The sequence below is a fragment of the Streptomyces sp. NPDC051133 genome (genome assembly GCF_040682635.1).
GTDB lineage: Bacteria > Actinomycetota > Actinomycetes > Streptomycetales > Streptomycetaceae > Streptomyces.
Genome location: NZ_JBFBBK010000003.1, coordinates 107,197 through 124,624 on the forward strand (window position 1 = coordinate 107,197; position 17,428 = coordinate 124,624).

General features: G+C 69.7%; 17 protein-coding genes. 6 read left to right on the forward strand and 11 right to left on the reverse strand.

The window, feature by feature from the left end:
- Positions 1-32: 32 nt before the first annotated feature.
- The 3 genes from AB0N17_RS04830 to AB0N17_RS04840 form a co-directional block, all read right to left on the reverse strand.
- Positions 33-884, reverse strand: coding sequence for an ABC transporter permease (locus AB0N17_RS04830; RefSeq protein ID WP_366009676.1), 852 nt, complete (start codon positions 882-884; stop codon positions 33-35).
- A complete protein-coding gene (locus tag AB0N17_RS04835; protein WP_366009677.1) occupies positions 881-1,819 on the reverse strand; it encodes an ATP-binding cassette domain-containing protein in 939 nt (312 codons plus the stop codon). Before AB0N17_RS04835 ends, AB0N17_RS04830 begins: the two co-directional genes overlap by 4 nt.
- 220 nt (positions 1,820-2,039) lie before the next feature.
- Positions 2,040-3,473 (reverse strand): MFS transporter, encoded by a 1,434-nt coding sequence (locus AB0N17_RS04840; protein WP_366009678.1) that lies wholly within the window; start codon positions 3,471-3,473, stop codon positions 2,040-2,042.
- Positions 3,474-3,569: 96 nt separating this feature from the next.
- On the opposite strand from AB0N17_RS04840, the gene AB0N17_RS04845 reads away from it, so the two are divergent.
- The gene (locus AB0N17_RS04845) at positions 3,570-4,205 is read left to right on the forward strand and encodes an XRE family transcriptional regulator (protein WP_366009679.1); all 636 of its coding nucleotides are present in this window, start codon (positions 3,570-3,572) and stop codon (positions 4,203-4,205) included.
- Positions 4,206-4,236: 31 nt separating this feature from the next.
- Here the strand turns inward: AB0N17_RS04845 and AB0N17_RS04850 are convergent, their stop codons facing one another.
- From AB0N17_RS04850 to AB0N17_RS04870, 5 genes are all read right to left on the reverse strand, one after another.
- Entirely contained in the window at positions 4,237-4,569 is a 333-nt protein-coding gene (locus AB0N17_RS04850) for a putative quinol monooxygenase (RefSeq protein ID WP_366009680.1), read from the reverse strand.
- Positions 4,570-4,597: 28 nt separating this feature from the next.
- Positions 4,598-5,668: an NAD(P)-dependent alcohol dehydrogenase gene (locus tag AB0N17_RS04855; RefSeq protein WP_366009682.1), complete on the reverse strand. Its 1,071-nt coding sequence runs from the start codon at positions 5,666-5,668 to the stop codon at positions 4,598-4,600.
- Positions 5,665-6,417: an iron-sulfur cluster assembly protein gene (locus AB0N17_RS04860; protein ID WP_366009683.1), complete on the reverse strand. Its 753-nt coding sequence runs from the start codon at positions 6,415-6,417 to the stop codon at positions 5,665-5,667. The genes AB0N17_RS04855 and AB0N17_RS04860 overlap by 4 nt, the downstream gene beginning before the upstream one ends.
- A gap of 1 nt (position 6,418) precedes the next feature.
- Positions 6,419-7,480 (reverse strand): amidohydrolase family protein, encoded by a 1,062-nt coding sequence (locus tag AB0N17_RS04865; protein ID WP_366009684.1) that lies wholly within the window; start codon positions 7,478-7,480, stop codon positions 6,419-6,421.
- Positions 7,481-8,709: 1,229 nt separating this feature from the next.
- Positions 8,710-8,931: a hypothetical protein gene (locus AB0N17_RS04870; protein ID WP_366009685.1), complete on the reverse strand. Its 222-nt coding sequence runs from the start codon at positions 8,929-8,931 to the stop codon at positions 8,710-8,712.
- Between the two features lie 369 nt (positions 8,932-9,300).
- Here AB0N17_RS04870 and AB0N17_RS04875 point away from each other — a divergent pair, with 369 nt between their 5' ends.
- From AB0N17_RS04875 to AB0N17_RS04885, 3 genes are all read left to right on the forward strand, one after another.
- A complete protein-coding gene (locus AB0N17_RS04875) occupies positions 9,301-10,185 on the forward strand; it encodes a TIR domain-containing protein (RefSeq protein WP_366009686.1) in 885 nt (294 codons plus the stop codon).
- A 120-nt stretch (positions 10,186-10,305) separates the two neighbouring features.
- Complete coding sequence (locus AB0N17_RS04880) at positions 10,306-11,346, forward strand: VWA domain-containing protein (protein WP_366009687.1); 1,041 nt, start codon at positions 10,306-10,308, stop codon at positions 11,344-11,346.
- A gap of 207 nt (positions 11,347-11,553) precedes the next feature.
- Positions 11,554-12,090 carry a hypothetical protein gene (locus tag AB0N17_RS04885; protein ID WP_366009688.1) on the forward strand — a complete coding sequence of 179 codons (537 nt, stop codon included), beginning with the start codon at positions 11,554-11,556 and terminating at the stop codon, positions 12,088-12,090.
- Positions 12,091-12,176: 86 nt separating this feature from the next.
- Here the strand turns inward: AB0N17_RS04885 and AB0N17_RS04890 are convergent, their stop codons facing one another.
- A complete protein-coding gene (locus tag AB0N17_RS04890) occupies positions 12,177-12,353 on the reverse strand; it encodes a hypothetical protein (protein WP_366009690.1) in 177 nt (58 codons plus the stop codon).
- Positions 12,354-12,564: 211 nt separating this feature from the next.
- Here AB0N17_RS04890 and AB0N17_RS04895 point away from each other — a divergent pair, with 211 nt between their 5' ends.
- Together AB0N17_RS04895 and AB0N17_RS04900 are read left to right on the forward strand one after the other, a co-directional pair.
- The gene (locus tag AB0N17_RS04895; RefSeq protein WP_366009691.1) at positions 12,565-14,607 is read left to right on the forward strand and encodes a glycosyltransferase family 4 protein; all 2,043 of its coding nucleotides are present in this window, start codon (positions 12,565-12,567) and stop codon (positions 14,605-14,607) included.
- 93 nt (positions 14,608-14,700) lie between these two features.
- Positions 14,701-15,153 (forward strand): VOC family protein, encoded by a 453-nt coding sequence (locus tag AB0N17_RS04900; protein WP_366009692.1) that lies wholly within the window; start codon positions 14,701-14,703, stop codon positions 15,151-15,153.
- A 227-nt stretch (positions 15,154-15,380) separates the two neighbouring features.
- Here AB0N17_RS04900 and AB0N17_RS04905 read toward each other — a convergent pair whose 3' ends face one another.
- Positions 15,381-16,166, reverse strand: a complete 786-nt coding sequence (locus tag AB0N17_RS04905) for a hypothetical protein (RefSeq protein WP_366009693.1) — start codon at positions 16,164-16,166, stop codon at positions 15,381-15,383.
- A gap of 139 nt (positions 16,167-16,305) precedes the next feature.
- A complete protein-coding gene (locus tag AB0N17_RS04910; protein WP_366009694.1) occupies positions 16,306-17,364 on the reverse strand; it encodes a helix-turn-helix domain-containing protein in 1,059 nt (352 codons plus the stop codon).
- Positions 17,365-17,428 lie beyond the last annotated feature (64 nt).

The window sequence follows — 17,428 nt, forward strand, 5'->3', positions numbered from 1 at the left end:
TGTCACCAGCCCATGATGCGGGTGGCTGCCGCTCAGACGTCGCTGCGCAGCAGCCGGTACGCCGCTCCGGCCAGCGCCAGGGCGGTCCAGCCGAGGAGGACCAGGAGTCCCGCGCCCGGCGACAGGGTGGTCGAGTCGTGGGTCAGGGCGAACATCGACTCGCCCGCGTGGCTGGGAAGGTAGGGGTCGATGTCGCCCTGCCACGAGCTGGGCAGCAGGGAGATCAGTCCGGGTACGAGCATGAGGGCGGCGACCAGCACCGAGATGCCGCCGGCCACGGACCGCAGCAGGGCGCCCAGGGCGGTGCCGATCACGCCGACCAGGCCCAGGTAGAGCCCGGCGGCCAGAAGACTGCGGATGACGCCGGCGTGGCCGAGGCCCAGGGCGGCGGGTGTACCGGAGACCATCCGGCTGCCGACGAGGAAGGCGACGAACGCGCCGACGGTCGCGATCACCAGCGCGACCAGCCCGTACACCGCCGCCTTGGACCACAGCACGGGCAGCCGGCGCGGCACCGCGGCCAGGGTCGAGCGGATCATCCCGGTGGAGTACTCCCCCGCCGTGACCAGTACGCCGAGTACGCCGAGTGCGAGCTGGGCGAAGTTCGTCCCGAAGAGGGACAGGCTCACAGCCGTGGCGGTGGCGAAGTCTCGGTCCAGGTGCCGGCCGGAGTCGATATTGGACTTGTAGTGGCCCGCGGCGATGACGCCGAAGGCGACGAGGAACACCAGCCCCAGGCCCAGGGTGATCCAGGAGGAGCGCAGGGACCAGAGTTTGGCCCACTCCGAGGCCACCACGCGCCGTGCGGTCACCCGATAGACCGGGCGGGCAGGAGCGGCCGGGGCGGTCTCGGGGGTGTCGGCAGTCGTCGTGAGTGTGCTCATGCCGCGCTCCCGGAAGTCTCGATGCCGGTCGTGGAGCCGTGGTACTCCACGGCGTCTCGGGTCAGTTCCATGAATGCCTCCTCCAACGACACCGCCTTCGGGGTCAGCTCGAACAGGGGGATTCCGTGCTCGGCCGCCTTCAGCCCGATCTCGCGGGCGCCCACCCCGGTCACCTGCAGCTCTTCGGAGCCGATGCGACCGGTGATCTCCACGCCCGGTCCGGCCAGGACGTCCCGCAACCGCGCCGGGTCGTCCGTCGCGACCTTCACGGTGTCGCCGCCCGCCTGGCGGACCAGGTCCCGCACGGTGGTGTCGGCCAGCAGCCGGCCACGCCCGACGATGATCAGGTGGTCCGCGACCAGTGCCACCTCGCTCATCAGGTGGGAGGAGACGAACACCGTACGGCCCTCGGCCGCGAGGGTGGTCAGCAGGTTGCGGATCCACAGGACGCCCTCGGGGTCCAGTCCGTTGACCGGCTCGTCGAGCATCACCGTCTGCGGGTCGCCGAGCAGCGCCGCGGCGATGCCGAGCCGCTGCCCCATGCCCAGCGAGAAGGCACCGGCGCGCTTCTTCGCGACGCTGCCGAGCCCGGCCAGCTCGACGACCTCGTCCACCCGGCGGCGCGGGATGCCGTGGGTCAGCGCGAGCGCCCTGAGGTGGTGATAGGCGGAGCGGCCCGGGTGTACGGACTTCGCCTCCAGCAGGGCGCCCACCTCCTGGAGCGGGGCGTGGTGACGGGCGTAGCGGTGGCCGTTCACCGAGACGGAGCCACGCGTCGGCGCGTCCAGTCCGACGATCATGCGCATCGTCGTGGACTTGCCCGCCCCGTTGGGCCCCAGGAAGCCGGTCACCGTGCCCGGCTTCACGGTGAAGTCCAGCCCGTCGACGGCCGTCTTCTCCCCGTACCGCTTGGTGAGCTGCTGTGCCTCGATCATTCGCGTTCTCTCTTCCGGACTCCGGCGCCCGAACCGCCTGACGCCTCCTCCGCCACGCTAAGTCCGCGATCAGCCGGATCCGGTGGTACCGGGGGCTGAACAGTGGCGAACGGGTGGTACCGGGGTACTACGGCACCCGTGGCCGGGATCGTGGGGTCGCAGGGAGGGCGTGGCTGAGGAGGGCAGGGGGGCCGCAGGCGGAGGAGACCGTTCGTACGGCTCACCGCGCTCGCGGGGCCGCAACTCGACCGCCCGCGGGGCCGGCGAGGGCCTCCTTCGGCCGCGACACGTGGGCGACGAAGAAGAGGAACACTCCGCACGCGGCGACCAGCATCCAGCCCGGGCGGGACGCGTGGGCGAGCCCCGTCGGGCCGGCGGCCGTGACCAGGCCGCCTGCGAGGGCGATGCCGAGGGCGGAGCCGAGCTGACGTGCCGTGGAGGTGATCGCCCCGGCCACGCCGGCCCGGGCCGAGGGCAGTCCGCTGACCGCGGTGTTGGTGATCGGGGCGTTGGCGAAGCCGAACCCGATCCCGATGAGCGCGTAGGCGGTCAGAAGCAGGCGCAGACCGGTGTGCGGGGTGAGCCGGACCATGCAGAGCCCGCCGGCCGCGATGAAGCCGCCGGCCAGGAGCAGCGGAAGCCGCGGTCCCGAACGGCCGACCAGGCGGCCGGACCAGGGCGCGCAGACGGTCGCCCCGACGGTCATGGGCAGCGTCGCCACTCCGGCGGCCAGCGGCGTCCATCCCCGCGTGTGCTGCAGGTACATGGTGTTCAGCAGCAGTGTCACGTTCAGGGCGACGAAGACCGCCACCGCGCCCAGGACGGCACTGCTGAACACCGGACGCCCGAAGAGCCGCAGATCCATCAGCGGCTCGCGCCGGCGGGCCTCGACCCGTACGAAGCCGACCGTCGCCACGACGGCCCCGGCGTATCCCGCCAGCGCCGCGGGCGACGTCCAGCCGATGTGCGGCCCTTCGATGAGGACGCCGACCACGACCGCGATGACCACGGTCAGCAGCACCTGGCCGGGCAGGTCGAGACGCCGCGCCCGCTGCGCCCGGGACTCCGGCACGAAGACCGCACTGAGCACCAGCGCGGCCGCGATGACGGGGGCGTTGATCCAGAACAGGGACCGCCAGCCGAGCCCCGCGAGCAGAGCGCCGCCCGTGACGGGGCCGGCGGCCATGCTCAGCCCGAACACCGACGCCCAGATGCCGATCGCCTGCGCGCGCTCCTTCGGGTCGGGCATCGCGTTCACCACGATCGCGAGGGCCACGGGGCTGAGCATCGAGGCGCCGATGCCCTGCACGGCGCGGGCCGCGATGAGCACGCCCGCCGACGGAGCGAGCGCGCAGATCAGCGAGGCCGCGCCGAACACGGCCAGCCCGCACTGGAACACCCGGCGGCGTCCGAAGCGATCCGCCAGCGCACCGGAGGAGATCAGCAGTCCGGCCAGGACGAGGGTGTACGCGTCCGTGATCCATTCGAGTCCGCGCGTGCCGACGTCCAGGCCGCGCCCGACGGCCGGCAGACCCACGTTGACGATGGTGGTGTCGAGGCCCACCAGGAACATGCTCAGGCAACAGACGGCCAGCACCGTCCAGCGCCTGCGCGTACTCAGCACGGGTCGAACAGGGTCGGTCGTCACGGTCATGGTCCACCTCGGGTGTCCGGGATCATTGCCCGGCAAGGCTCGGACCGGACGACGGCCGCAGCCCACCGTTTTTGCGAATACTGCAAAACTGGGGCCATGAACACAGATTCCGAGGACGCGGAGCTGGAGCAGATCCTCGACGGCATCGGCCCCCGGCTGCGCAGGCTGCGCCGGGATCGGGGCCTCACGCTCGAGGCACTGGCGGCCACGACCGGGCTCTCGGTCAGCACACTGTCCCGGGTGGAGTCGGGCAAGCGGCGCCCGACCCTGGACCTGCTCATTCCGCTGGCACGGGCGCACCGCGTCGCACTCGACCAACTGGTGGCGGCGCCGGCCAGCGGTGACCCGCGGGTCCATCTACGGCCTGTGCACCGGGGGCGCGGGAGCGTCCTGGTACCCCTGACCCAGTACCCGGGCCGAGTGCAGGTGTTCAAGCAGGTACTGGCACCCCGCCCGCCGGACCTGGTGACGCACGAGGGCTACGAGTGGCTCTACGTCCTCGCCGGCCGGCTACGCCTCATCCTCGGCGCGCGGGACTTCACGCTGCAGCCCGGTGAAGTGGCCGAGTTCGACACCGGCGAGCCGCACTGGTTCGGCCCCGCGGACGAGAGCGCCGTGGAGATCCTGCACCTGTTCGGACCACGAGGAGACCAGGCGGTCGTCCGCGCCGGACCGTCCACGACCGGTCCGACCCCGGCGGCCACCCCCGTCCCGCCGTCAACGACGCCATGACGGGGGGGCGGCAGCCCAGCCCTTCGAGCGATCACTCCTGGTCCGGGACGGTCATCTCTCCGAGAAGGGACCAATCGTCTTGCGGGATCGTGGTGTTGACGATGCGCGGCGTCTCGCCGAGGAAGGCCGGAAGCGACTCGCAGGCGGTCCGGAAGTGCTCGGAACCCACGTGCGCGGCCCCCGCCTTGTCATCGCGGAAGGCTTCGACGAGAACGTACTCGGCCGGATCGTCGACACTGCGCGACCAGTCGAACCACAGACAGCCGGGCTCGGCACGCGTCGCCTGTGTGAAGGCGGCGGTGATCTCCGGCCATTGGTCCGCGTGCTCGGGCTTGACGCGGAATTTCGCGGTGATGAAGATCATCTGAAGCTCCTTGATGAGTGCCGTGTCGTCAGTGGTCAGTTCCGCGACTTTCCTGGCTGTGCGCCTCCGGCTGGTCAGGGACGAGGATCGCGCGTCCGCGCACCCGGCCGGCGTCGAGGTCGTCCAGCGCGTCCTGGAAGCGGTCGAGCGGATACTTGACCGTGTGCAGACGGACCCGGTCCTGCGCGGCGAGCACCATGAGCTCGCGCAGGTCGTTGTACGAACCGACGAGGTTGCCGATGAAGTTGATCTCGGTCGAGATGATGTCGATGGTCGGCACGTCGATGTTCTCGCCGTACCCGACCACGTGGTAGTCGCCCGCCCGGCGCAGCATGCGCACACCGTCCCGGGTGGCACCGCCCTCGCCGACGAAGTCGACGACGACCTCGGCCCCCTGACCACCGGTGAGTTCGAGCACTTCGTCCACCTGCCGCCCGTCGGCGACGACACCGTGGTCGGCACCGATGGACTCGGCCAGCTTCACCGCGTCGGTGTTGCGGTCGACGGCCACGAGCTCGGCGGCGGTGAGCGCCTTGAGCACCTGGATGCCGATGTGGCCGAGACCTCCCGCGCCGATGACGACACACCGGTCGCCCGGGCGCAGCCTGCGCGCGGCCTTGGCCGCGGCGTGGTAAGCGGTCAGACCGGCGTCGGCGAGGGCCGCGACGTCCGACGGCTCCAGGGAGTCATCGAGGCGTACGACGCTGCGGGCCGACGTCTTCAGGTACTCGGCGTAGCCCCCCGCGGTGTCGATGCCGGGAAAGGCGCTCTGTTCGCAGTGCACGTCGTCGCCCGATCGGCACGCCCGGCACAGTCCGCAGGTGATCAGGGGGTGGACGATCACCTTGTCGCCCTCGGCGACGTTGGTGACGGCGCTGCCGATCGCGTGCACCCACCCCGCGTTCTCGTGTCCGATCGTGTAGGGCAGCGTCACGCCCGACTTCTCGGCCCACTGCCCTTCGAGGATGTGCAGATCGGTCCGGCACACGCCCGCGCCGCCGATCTTGACGATCACGTCGTACGGGCCGGTGACCGCGGGAACCGGTACGTCGGTCATCTCGGGGTTGCGGCCGTAGCCGACGACCTGGACAGCTTTCACTGTGGCTCCTTGCCGTGCGGGACGAGGGTGGTGTCTTCGGTCCGGGGGGACTGGTCGGGGGCGGCGTCCGGATAGCGGGTGCGCAGCAGGCCGCGACAGAAGTGCGCGTTGCCGTCGATCGACCGCCGGACCGATCGGGCGAAGCGCAGCCGCAGCGGGATCTCGTCCCGGGGGCAGGGGCGCCCGTCGTCGTCGACGAGGGCGGCGTCGGCCGGTGCCGTGCCGAGGCCGAGAGCCTCGCGCCGGCGCAGCAGCGCGCGGGTCGCGGACGTGTCGGGCAGGTCGCCGAGGACCACGTCGGCCAGCCCCTCCTCGGTCAGCGCGGGATCCCGCAGCAGCAGCGCGGTCAGGGCCCGTTCCATCGCGGCGGTGTGGGCCTTGCGCCGGAAGGTCAGCCGCAGCTCCTCAAGATCCTTGTCCGCCTCCGCGCCGAAGGTGCCCCGGTATCCGGCGTCGGCGGCCAGGCCACGGTTGATCAGCGCGGAGTCGTGGTGGTCGTCGAGCACGACGGTGACCGCCCCGGCATCGGGCAGGGCGGCCAGGGCGTCCTTGGCGTCGGAGGCCATCAGGTAGGCGAAGTTCGGGGAGCAGAAGGAGGTCGGAAGCCGCAGGTGCACCGTGATCCGGTGTCCGGGGCCGGCCTCGACGGAGCGGACGAAACCGAGGTCGGTGATGGGTTCGTCCAGTTCGGGGTCGCGTACGGCGTCCAGCGCCCGCCGGGCCCGCTGCTCCAGCGTGTCGGCAGGCACCTCACACCTCGCCGGGCTGCGTGGCGACGGAGGCGGCCCCCGCGGGGCCCGCTGCCGAGGGGGTGCCCGCGGTCGTGGCCGGCGCCTCGGCCGCGGCGGGCACCGGGAGGTCGTACAGGGCCGCCGCGTTCAGCCCCAGGATCTTCTTCTTCTGTGCCACGGTGAGCGCCGGGAACTCGCCCTGCATGTCCTCGGGTATCTGGAAGTCGACGAACCGCTCGATCAGCCACCGGGGCGTCCACAGGGCGTAGTCGCTGCCGAACAGGATGCGGTCCTCGTCCAGCCAGTACAGCAGCTCGCCGATGATCTGCGCCCAGTAGCGGGGGCGGGTGTGGATGAACGGAAGGGCCACGGCCAGACCGGCGTAGACGTTGGGCTCCTGGGTCGCGATCCAGCAGAAGTCCTCCAGCCGGGGCAGTCCGCAGTGCTCGACGACGAAGTTCAGGTCGGTGAAGTCCGAGGCCGCCGCGTCGACGTCGGCGACGTCGAACGCGTCGCGGTCCAGCGGCCGGATCGTCGGGCCCTTGTGGACGTGGATGTTCTTGATGCCCAGTTCCTGGCACGCCTCCAGGTACCGGTAGGCCCACGGGTCGCTCAGCTTGTAGCCGCGCGAGTCGCCCTGCCACTCGGCCGTGTACAGCTTGACGCCCTTGAGCTGGAATCGTTCGGCGTCCCGGCGGAGCCGGTCGAGTCCCTTCTGCTCGAAGCGGGGGTCCCAGCAGTGGTTGTAGGTCAGCTTGTCGGGGTGCTGACGGGTGAGCGCGAACGCCTCCTCCGTCTGCCCGAAGCCGGTGCGGTAGAAGGCACCGAGGTGGGCCGGCTGGAAGATGGCGTGATCGACGTACCCGTCGGTGAACAGGTCCTTCATCAGGCGCTCGCCGCCGTAGTACAGGTACTCCTCGTAGGGCCACACCTCCGACTCCGGGCTGAGGTTGCGGTGGTAGTCGTAGAAACAGTCGATGAACTGCTTCCCGTGCACGTTGAGCTGGTTCTCCGGACGGGCGTCCCACAGCGCGATGTGGGCGTCCACGATGAAGTAGCTCTCGCCGTCCTTGCGATACATGAGCGTCCCTCCATGGCTCGTGGCGGCTCTCGGCTCGTTGTAAAGGGACCGTAGGAAGCGCTGGGGGTGCCGGGCAGGTACTCCACGTCTCACTTTGAGACACCTGCACCGGCGACGCCTCCTCAGGCGCCGGGCAGCGTGCTCGGGGCAGGCGCAAGGTCGCGTCCCGGAGATCGGACAGACATCCCCGAGCCACTGTCAGATGGGGTCGCCGGCGTGCCGGGCCGGGAGGTGGCGGCGCCGGCGCCGAGGCTGCGCGCGTTGTGGCAGCGCAGTGAGCACTACGGTCTGTCGCCCGAGGACATGCGGCCCGTGTTCAGCGGCGCCGTGGACACGACCTCACTGCTCTCAATCGCCCGTCGGCAGTCGGAGCCGCGCGAGCGGGTGCTGAGTGCCCGGCCGCCCGCCCCGGGCGACGCACCGGGCGACACACCGGGCCGGCTGACGCTGGGGGCTCCCGGGCTCGGTAAGGACAGCACCTGCGTCATCGTCTCGGGGGTGGACGCTCTGCCGGGGTGGACACGCTGCCGGGGTGGACGCTCTGCCGGGGTGGACGGCCGCCGAGCCGGCACGCCGGTTCAGGCGGGTGCGCCGGCCGGACGAGGGGACGTCCGGACGACGTCCCGCCGCTCGCCCGCCACTTCGCGCTGCAGCACCGCGGACACGCGCTCGCCTTCACGTCCGCCGCCGAGCGCGCGCTCACCCGTCGACGCGGCATCCCGCACCGAGCATCGAGGTGATCGACGCCCGTCACCTCTCGGCCGAGATCTTCACCGGCGCCGTCCGGCGCCCGAGCCGCGTGCAGGAACTCGAACGCGACGAGGGGGCGCAGGCCGCGGAGCGGCTCGGGATGAGCCGCTCCGGCGTCTACCGCAAGGTGGATCGGTGCGGCATCGAGATCCCCGGCCGCACTCCGCACCCGGCACGGGAGAGGGCCGGCCGTGAGGGTGCCGGAGCCACCGCCAGTGGTGAGGCTAAGCGGCCTTGGCCCGCGCCGCACGTATGCCCGAGGCGGGCGCCTTCGCGTCCGCGTCCTCGGCGGGCACGGTCTCGTCCTCCCCGAAGACGGGGGCCTGGAAGGGGTTGGTCGTCGGAGGCGGCGATGCTGCGGAGGAGCAGCGGGGTTGCGCTTCCGGCGCGGAGAACAGCGACGTCAGGTCGATGAGAGGGCTCTCTTTCGTTGCAGGTCCCTGGAGGGGCCTGGTGTGCCGTGACCGGGCACAGCGGTCCTACAGCTTGGTCATCTTGGCGTACGGGCTCAAGATCCGCATTTGCGACGAGCCGAAGTCCACGAGCGCCGCGACCCCGTCCTCCATGCCGATCACTCGGCCGAGGCCGTACATGTCGTGTGTGACCTGGTCCCCCACGGCGAAGTGCTTGGGAGCCGGTGTGACCGGGGCTTTGAAGGGGCTGGTGGGCAGATGACGCTTCGGCGCAGCAGGCTTTGTCATAGCTCAGTATGAGCCTACGTGAATCCGGTTTGCTGTGGCCGTCGGCACAGATCCGGAACGGAGCAACCGCTGCACGCCACTGACCTGGGGCTTCGCGGCCAGGTGGGCCAAAATTGGACCGTAGGACACCTTCGCCGACCGTGGTTGACCGGCACGACGGCGAGTGCGCCGAGCGATCCGGTCCGGGCTCGGGCGCCGCCGAGCCGGACTCGGGCGCCGACCCGGGCGAACGGCCGAGGAGCGACCCCGTCGAGCTCGACGGCCGGCAGCGAGGCCGGCAGCGAGATTCCTCTTATGGAGCTCCTGAATACCGGCTAGAATACGCAGCCGCAGCGACGAAGCGGAACGGCCTCCTCTGGAGTGGTCCAGTTGCCCAAACCTCTGATCTTCATGAGTCACGTTCATGACGACGGGCTCATTTCGACGGCCCTGGAGGAGCTCATACAAAGGGCACTCCTTGGCGGAGTAGAAATATTCAATTCCTCCAACAGGGCGGTCGTGCCGGGGGAACCATGGCGAGACAGCATCATTCAGAGCCTGCAACGATGTGCGGCGGCGCTGGTGATTGCAACTCCGCAAAGCGTCACCAGTCCGTGGGTGAGCTTCGAGAGCGGTGGGGCATGGGTGGCCGGCAAGCACGTCATACCGTGCTGCGCCGGTGGCATGAAACGCTCCAGCCTTCCCACCCCGCTCAATCACCTGCAGGCACTGGAGCTGGACGATCCGGAGCAGCTGCGCAACCTCATCGACTTCCTCGCCGGCAGCGCAGGACTGAACAATCCGCAGAACATAGACTATGCGGACGAGTGTGCACGATTGGTGAAGTCCTGGTCCACGCACCGGGACACGGACAAGGACGAAGACCTCGTCAAATGGCTCAGGAATACGCAGCTCCGGGCCAGAAAATACAAGGGCGACACCAAGAAGGGCACCTTCATTGTGCGCCACGTCAGCGAGGCGAGCGCAGACGAGGAAGAGCAACTCCCAGACGTCCGCGCACACGATTCACTCAAGTGCCGGATCGCTCACCCCAGCTGGGATTACAAATCCCTCGACTACTGCTTCGTGAATGGCCCGGATGCGGACCGACTGGAAGGATTGACCTTTCCGGTCAGGCTTCAAGTCGACCTGAAATGCCTGGGGCCCTTCCGGGTGTACGACTCCAACCAGATAAATTTCACATATGCGGATGAAAGGATCTACGAATACCATCCTGCTTATCTGCTGGAGGGCGTAACGCCTGAGGACGACTGATCCGGGCCGCTTGTTGACGGCGCCCGGGGTCTCGTGCCGCGTCCGGGCTGGGAGCCAAGATCGATTGTCAGTGGTGCGTGAGACGGTAGGAGGGTCGGTTCGGAACGAGGGGGAGCTGCCATGTCCGGAAGTCAGAACTACATCAATCACGTTGCTCTCGTGCTGGACGCCAGTTCGTCCATGTCGCACCTGAGCAGCAAGGTCGTCGAGGTCGCCGACCAGCAGATCGCGTACCTCGCCCGCCGGTCGAGGGAGCTGGACCAGGAAACCCGGGTCACGGTGTACGTGTTCGCGGACAAGGTGGACTGCGTCATCTACGACAAGGACGTGCTGCGGATGCCCTCGCTGAAGCAGCTCTACCGGGTCGGTGGAATGACGGCTCTGCTGGCGGCGGCACTGAAGTCGCAGCGGGAGCTGGCGCAGACGGCCCAACTGTACGGAGACCACAGCTTCCTGACGTTCGTGCTCACGGACGGGCAGGAGAACGCGAGTCACCGCTGCCCGGACGCACCCGCCAGGCAACCGCGTGCGCTGGTCAAGGCCGTGGCCGAGATGATCGAGACGCAGCAGGACAACTGGACGCTGGCCGTTCTCGTGCCGGACCAGATGGGCAAGCGGGAGGCCATGCAGTGCGGTTTCCCGAAGGACAACATCGCCATCTGGGACGCCACGAGCACACAGGGCCTGGAGGAGGCCGGGCAGGTCATCCGGCAGGCCACCGAGAAGTTCATGGTGGGCCGCACCCAGGGCATCCGGGGATCACGGGCGGTGTTCTCCACAGGTGCCGAGGCGGTCAACAAGGACACCATCAAGGCGGCCGGCCTCACGCCGGTGCCTCCGTCGAAGTACCGGCTGATACCGGTGGCTCGTGACGCGGCGATCCGGGACTGGGTCGTCGAATGCGGGCACACCTACCGTACCGGCGGGGCGTTCTACCAGCTGAGCAAGTCGGAGAAGATCCAGGCGCAGAAGCAGATCGCGGTTCTGGAGAAGAAGACGGACCGGGTGTACTCGGGCCCCGAGGCGCGGGCTCTGCTCGGCCTGCCGAACGTCGAGATTCGCGTCAAGCCCGACCACAACGACGACTTCACGATATTCGTCCAGAGCACCAGCGTGAACCGGAAGCTCGTCCCCCACACGCGGCTGCTGCTGATGCTCTGAGCCTCGCGGGCCCACCCCCGATGCCCTCCGCTTCGTCGGCGACCGTACCGACGAAGCGAGGCCGGTCCGGGAGCGGGCGGTGCTCGAGGGATCGTGAAGGGCGCCGTCGAAGGCCCTGCGCCGGGATTCGCCCGGCTGGCGCCCGGAGAGCGGTCTACCGTACGGACATGCACCACAGCCCGCTGCGGTCGTTCGAGGAGGAGCCCTGTGCCATCGCCCTGTGACCCCGAGTACGCTCCCGTCGGCGATGTTGGCGCAGCGCTCATGATGATCGACTCCCGGCTCAAGGCCGTCTACGACAGCAAGTCCGGGATCGACCCCGTGCAGCAGCAGATGATCGAGCAGTTCGCCGCGTCCTTGGGCCCCGAGGGAATCGATGAGCTGCTGACCGGCACGTGCACGCTCATCTACATGCTCATGAAGTGGCTGCGGATGGCCTGCGAGGAGCACGGCAAGGACGTCATCGAGTACGTGGTGCCGGCCCTCGTGGCCAGCATGCGCATGATGCACAGGACCTTCCGTCCCGAGGTCATCCCCACCATGGCCGGACTCCTCGTCGCCGCGGGCACCGGGCTGAGCCCCAGCCTGTGGCGCGCGCAGCATGGACAGTGGACCGAGGCCGAGATGAACCCCCTGGAAGCCACGGCCGTCCTGCTCGCGGAACACATCAACCGGATCACCGGCGACCACGACTTCGCCACCCGCTTGATCACCGAGGCCCTGTCCGAGTCGGACCAGGACTGACGCGCAGGGCTGCGCAGGCGAGAACGGAGGCCGTGCGTCGACGGCTTGGGGTGTCATGGCAGCCTGCGCCTGACCGGACTGTGAGGTCAGGCGGTCAGTTCCGTCTGGGCCGGTGCCGCGGTGACGGGGGTGTGCCGGATGAACCACTCGGTGGCGAACAGCCGCTCCCGTACATCCGGCGGAAGGCCGGCGATCACCCCCGGCAGGGCTCCCCGCTCCACCTCGGTGCGGTGCGCCAGTACCGCGGCGGTCTTCTGCTTCATCCAAGGACCGACGTCGACGGTTGCGGTGACCTGGTCGTCCGGAACGCTGTACGACGGCGCACTGATCGACGACGCGCTCTGCGCCGGAGGCCTGGCCGCCTCGTGACTGCCCGTGAATAGCGCAGGAACTGTGAACAAGGTGGGTCCTACCAGTAGGTATCCTGTGCGTTACAGCGACTGAAGGGTCCATGACCCGAACGGGGAGAGCCGCGTGAAGATTTCGTTCCTCATCCATGACGTCTTTGGCCTGGGTGGGACAAACCGGACAACGATCAACTTGGCGTCGGCACTGTCGGAACGTCACCAGGTGGAAATCGTCTCGGTGTTCCAGCCGAAGGACGCGCCGCTGTTCGCGATCGATCCGCGGGTCAAGGTCACCAGCCTGATCGACACGCGGCAGGTCCCCGAGGCGCAGCGGAACGAGCCGGCCCTGATCTTCCCCGCGGCCGAGACCCGCTACCACCAGTACAGCACCATGACCGACGAGCGGGCCGCCGACTACTTCCGCCAGAACCCCCCGGACGTGCTCATCGGGACACGGCCCGGCCTGAATGTGTACGTCGCGCGGTTCGCCGGCAAACGCACCCTGGGCATCGGCCAGGAGCACATCACACTCGAGTCGCACCCCGAGGCGCTGCTGCCGGACCTGAAGGAGAGTTATACGCGCCTGGACGCCCTCGTCACGGTGTCCGAGGCCGACGCGGAGAACTACCGGAGGCACATGGCCATTCCTGGTCTGCGCGTCGCCTCCATACCCAACAGCATTCCGGCACCCTCGTTGCCCGCGGCCGACCCCACGGTCAAGACGGTCGTCGCCGCCGGGCGGCTCGCGGTCATCAAGCGGTACGACCTGCTCGTGCGGGCTTTCGGCAAGGTCGCCGCGAACCACCCCGACTGGCAGCTGCGGATCTACGGCGACGGCAGCCAGCGCGGCAAGCTGCGCGCCCTGATCAACGACCTCGGCCTGTACAACCAGGTCCACCTGATGGGCCTGGTCTCGCCCATCGAGGCCGAGTGGGTCAAGGGTTCGATCGCGGCGGTGACTTCGGACAGCGAGTCCTTCGGCATGACCATCGTCGAGGCGATGCGCTGCGGTGTCCCGGTGGTGAGCACCGACTGCCCGCTCGGCCCGCGCGAGATCATCCGCGACGGCGAGGACGGCCTCCTGGTCACCCCGGGAGACGTCGACTCCATCGCCCAGGGTCTGCTGCGGCTGATCGACGACGACAACGAGCGGGCCGCGATGGGTGCTGCGGCCCGCCGCAGCGCCGAGCGGTTCGACCCCGCCGTGATCGCCCTGCGCTATGAGGAGCTGTTCCGCGAACTCGGCGCCCGCGACTCCACCGGGTCGACGACGCGCGGCTCGTTCCTGAGCCGCCTGCTGCGGCCCCGCGCCGGCCGGGCGGAGGCGCCCCGCACGGCGGAGCCCGCGTCGCCGCCGGTCACGGCGCCGATGAGCGGATCCTTCCACGCCGACGCGGACGGCTCGCTGCGCGTCGTGCTGGCGTCAGCCGCCCCGGTCGACGAGGGGGAGATGCTGCTGATCCGACGCGACGAGGAGCGCACGACGCTGCGCGTCCCGCTCGTCCGCGACGACCGTGGCCGGGCCTGGGCCCCCGTCGATCGCACGCTGCCGCTGGGGAACGCGGTGTGGGACCTGTGGGTCGATCCGGCGGACGGGCCGCGCAAGCGCCTGCGCAGCGACCTGCTCGATCTGCGCGGCCTGACGGCCTTCCGGCCCGATGCACGGCAGTCCCCGGTCCGAGCGCTGCTGCCGTACGAGACGGTGGACGGGTTCATCGCGCTGACCGCCCGCGAAGCCGACGTGCACGCGGAGGTCCAGCGTGTCGACATCTACGCCGACAACCAGGAAATCGGTGTGGTGGTGCGGTTGTTCGGGACCGCGGCCGACGCCGAGGGCTTCGAGTTGCGACTGCGCGACCGGGCCGACGCCGATGCCCTGGAGCTGTCCTGGCATCGTGACGAGGACGGTTCGCTGCACGCGCACGTGGCCTGCGCGGCCGTCGCTCGCCTCCACCGCCGGGAGCAGGACCTGTGGGACCTGTGGGTGCGCATCGCCGACCGGGCCGAACCGGTCCGGGTCGGTGGCTGGTTCGGCGACGTCAAGGACCGTAAGAACGTGTACGTGTACCCGGTGACCGTGTTCGAGGACACCCCGCGCGGGCGCGCCCGGGTACGGCCGTACTACACCGTCGACAACGGCCTGTCCGTCAACGCCGTCGACCTGCCGTGACAGTTCGGCCGGTGAGTCCCGCGGTGGCGGGGCGAGTGCGGTGTCCGGCCGCTTGCTTGCGGCGGCGTTCATACAGCCGCTAGGAATGGCTGCATGGCATTGAGTTGGAAGCTGGTCATCGACAGCGCGAACGCGGCCGCCCTCGCGGACTTCTGGGCGGCGGCCCTGGGGTACGAGGTGGAGGACCCCAGCGCTCTGATCGAACAGCTGCTTGCCGCCGGCCACATCGAAGAGGAGGCGGTCGCCGACCATCGCGGCCGCAAGACCTTCCGCGGCCATGCCGCGATCCGCCACCCCGACGACCCGTTCGACCGGACCAGCGGCGTCGGCCGCGGCCGGCGACTGCTCTTCCAGGACGTGCCCGAGGCCAAGGCGGGCAAGAACCGCTTGCACCTCGACGTCCACAGCGAGCCTGGCGGCCTCGACAAACTGGTGACCCGGCTGGAAGAGCTGGGGGCAACCCGCGTCCGTGAGTTCGACAAGGGACCGGCCGGACACTGGTGGACGATGCGGGACCCGGAGGGCAACGAGTTCTGCGCGGCCTAGCTCCGGCGGTCAGCCCGCCAGGGGCACGGCGACCGCTGTCGCGTTGCGGTCCTTGCGGCTCACCAGCGGAAGGACGATCTTCAGGCCCTACATGGGCGCCGGTGCCGCGATCACGGTCAGCGACGGCGCTTTCCGTTCACGGGGAATACTCCTGCAGTGTTGCGTGGAACCGGCCGAGGGGAACTGCTCCCGCCCGGCCGCACGTCGTCCGGTTTCCGGGCCGGGTGTCAGCCCTTGAGCTTGTCCGGGTCGATGACCTCGCCGGCCGGCGGGGGCGTGACGGTCACAGGCTCGTTGAACGCCGAGAAATCGAAGGAACCGGGTTCCTTGCCGCCCTCGGCTGTCAGCCTGAGCGCGTAGGGCTCCCCCTTGGCGGATATGAGAAGGGTCTGCGTCGCGGCGCCGTCCTTGCCCTTGAGCGTCGCGGCGGGCGTGCCGTTGACCTCGGTGTCCGCTCCCCGGGTGAGGTGGCTTTCCTTCTCGTCCTTCTCGAACATCGTGCCGATGTCGCAGAAGGGGAACTTGTCGTCCGACTTCGCATCCTCCGCCGGCATCTTGAACCAGCGTCCCTTGAACATCTCGGCAAGGGCGTCCGTCTCCTTGGACGACGAGCCGTCCTCCTTGCCCATCTGCTGCCAGAACTTCTCGTCGCCCTTCATGTACGTCGTGCCGCCGACCTCACGGATCTCGGCGGACGCACCCCCGGTGGTGAAGCTCCCGTGGCAGTTGCCCTTCGCGGCGACGGCGAAATCGAAGGTCATGTGCTCACCGTCGGTGGTCATGCCGCCCTTGACCTTGAATGAGTCCAGCTTCGTCATGGCCACGCGGGCCTTCTCGGAGATCTGATCAGGAGTCAGTCCCTTGAACGGGTCGGGCGACTGCGTGGGCGACGGCGTTGCGGAGGTGGCGTCTCCTGCCGCCTTGGCGTCGCCCTTGTCGTCTCCGCACGCGGTGAGCGACAGCGCCGCCGTCACACACAGGGCTGCCGTGGTCAGAAGAATGCGATTGCTCATCTTTGTTTCCCCTTTAACAAGACCGTTCGCTGATCGGACTCGAGGAGGACGCAAAGGGATGCGACGAGCACCCCGTGATCTGCCTCACACCGACCCGGGCATGGCAACCCCTGCCGACTCGGCGCGGCCACATGGCGCGTCAAAGGCACTCAGGTGTTCGGCCGTCCGGGGCCGACTCCGGGGCCGTACGGCGGAAGGCGGCCCGGTAGGCGCTCGGGCGGTGGCCGGTGTGGCGGGCGAAGAGCGCGGCGAAGGTGCCGGGGTCCTGGTAGCCGACGGCCGCCGCGACGGCGGCGACGGTGCGGTCGGTGGTCTCCAGCAGGTGGCGGGCGCGGCGGACCCGCGAGGCCTGCAGATGGGTCAGCGGGCTGTGTCCGGTCTCCTCGGCGAAGCGGCGCAGCAGTGTGCGGGTGCTGACCCGGAAGGCGTTTGCGAGCGCGGCGAGGTCGTACCGCTCGGCGAGGTTCTGGTCGAGCCGTCGCATGACCCGCTGGGAGAACTCCAGGCCGGGTTGCGGCAGGAGTTGCGGGTCGACGTACGGGGTCTGGGAGGTCCGCGCGTCGTCGACGAGCGCCAGCCGTGCGGTGGCGCGGGCCACCCGGGCGCCGTCGTGTCGGCGGATCAGGTCCAGCGCGAAGTCGTACATGGCGCTGAATGCGGCCGTGGTCGTCACTCCCGTGTCGGTGACGACGAGGTGCTCGGGCCGCACGTCTGCGCCCGGGCAGCGTCTGGCCAGTTCGCCGGCGTACAGCCAGGACGTGGTGGCCCGCCGCCGGTCGAGGAGCCCGGCCGCGGCGAGCAGGAACGCGCCGACGCAGAGGGAGACGACAGCGGTGCCGGCGGCGGCCTGCGCACGGATCGCCGCGACCTCGGGGGCCAGCCGGGCGAGCCACGCGTCGAGATCCGTGCCCGGGTGCAGTTCGAAGCCGGGGACCACGAGGACGTCGACCTCGCGCAGAGGACGTACGTCCAGGCTCACGCCGCCCGAGGCGGTGACCCGGCGGCGGGGCGAGACGACCGACACCCGGTAGCCGGGCGCGTCCGGTCCGGCGACATGTCCGGCCATCGTCAACAGGTCGGGGATGCCGAACACTTCGGACGCGAAGCAGTCCGGGTACGCCAGCACCCCGACCCTCAGCGCACCCGGTCCGGCGGCCGGAACCGCCCCGTCCTCCGTCTGCCGCCTCGTCTCCGCCATCGCTTGGTACCCCCTGGTGTCCGGCTCCGAGGAACCGACGGCATACCGCTCGCCTCCCCCGCGT

What these genes read in the sequence shown, in the direction of transcription:
- AB0N17_RS04830 (WP_366009676.1), bottom strand. Translation starts at nt 884, where the DNA reads ATGAGCACACTCACGACGACTGCCGACACCCCCGAGACCGCCCCGGCC.
- AB0N17_RS04835 (WP_366009677.1), bottom strand. Translation starts at nt 1,819, where the DNA reads ATGATCGAGGCACAGCAGCTCACCAAGCGGTACGGGGAGAAGACGGCC.
- AB0N17_RS04840 (WP_366009678.1), bottom strand. Translation starts at nt 3,473, where the DNA reads ATGACCGTGACGACCGACCCTGTTCGACCCGTGCTGAGTACGCGCAGG.
- AB0N17_RS04845 (WP_366009679.1), top strand. Translation starts at nt 3,570, where the DNA reads ATGAACACAGATTCCGAGGACGCGGAGCTGGAGCAGATCCTCGACGGC.
- AB0N17_RS04850 (WP_366009680.1), bottom strand. Translation starts at nt 4,569, where the DNA reads ATGATCTTCATCACCGCGAAATTCCGCGTCAAGCCCGAGCACGCGGAC.
- AB0N17_RS04865 (WP_366009684.1), bottom strand. Translation starts at nt 7,480, where the DNA reads ATGTATCGCAAGGACGGCGAGAGCTACTTCATCGTGGACGCCCACATC.
- AB0N17_RS04870 (WP_366009685.1), bottom strand. Translation starts at nt 8,931, where the DNA reads ATGACAAAGCCTGCTGCGCCGAAGCGTCATCTGCCCACCAGCCCCTTC.
- AB0N17_RS04880 (WP_366009687.1), top strand. Translation starts at nt 10,306, where the DNA reads ATGTCCGGAAGTCAGAACTACATCAATCACGTTGCTCTCGTGCTGGAC.
- AB0N17_RS04890 (WP_366009690.1), bottom strand. Translation starts at nt 12,353, where the DNA reads ATGAAGCAGAAGACCGCCGCGGTACTGGCGCACCGCACCGAGGTGGAG.
- AB0N17_RS04900 (WP_366009692.1), top strand. Translation starts at nt 14,701, where the DNA reads ATGGCATTGAGTTGGAAGCTGGTCATCGACAGCGCGAACGCGGCCGCC.
- AB0N17_RS04905 (WP_366009693.1), bottom strand. Translation starts at nt 16,166, where the DNA reads ATGAGCAATCGCATTCTTCTGACCACGGCAGCCCTGTGTGTGACGGCG.
- AB0N17_RS04910 (WP_366009694.1), bottom strand. Translation starts at nt 17,364, where the DNA reads ATGGCGGAGACGAGGCGGCAGACGGAGGACGGGGCGGTTCCGGCCGCC.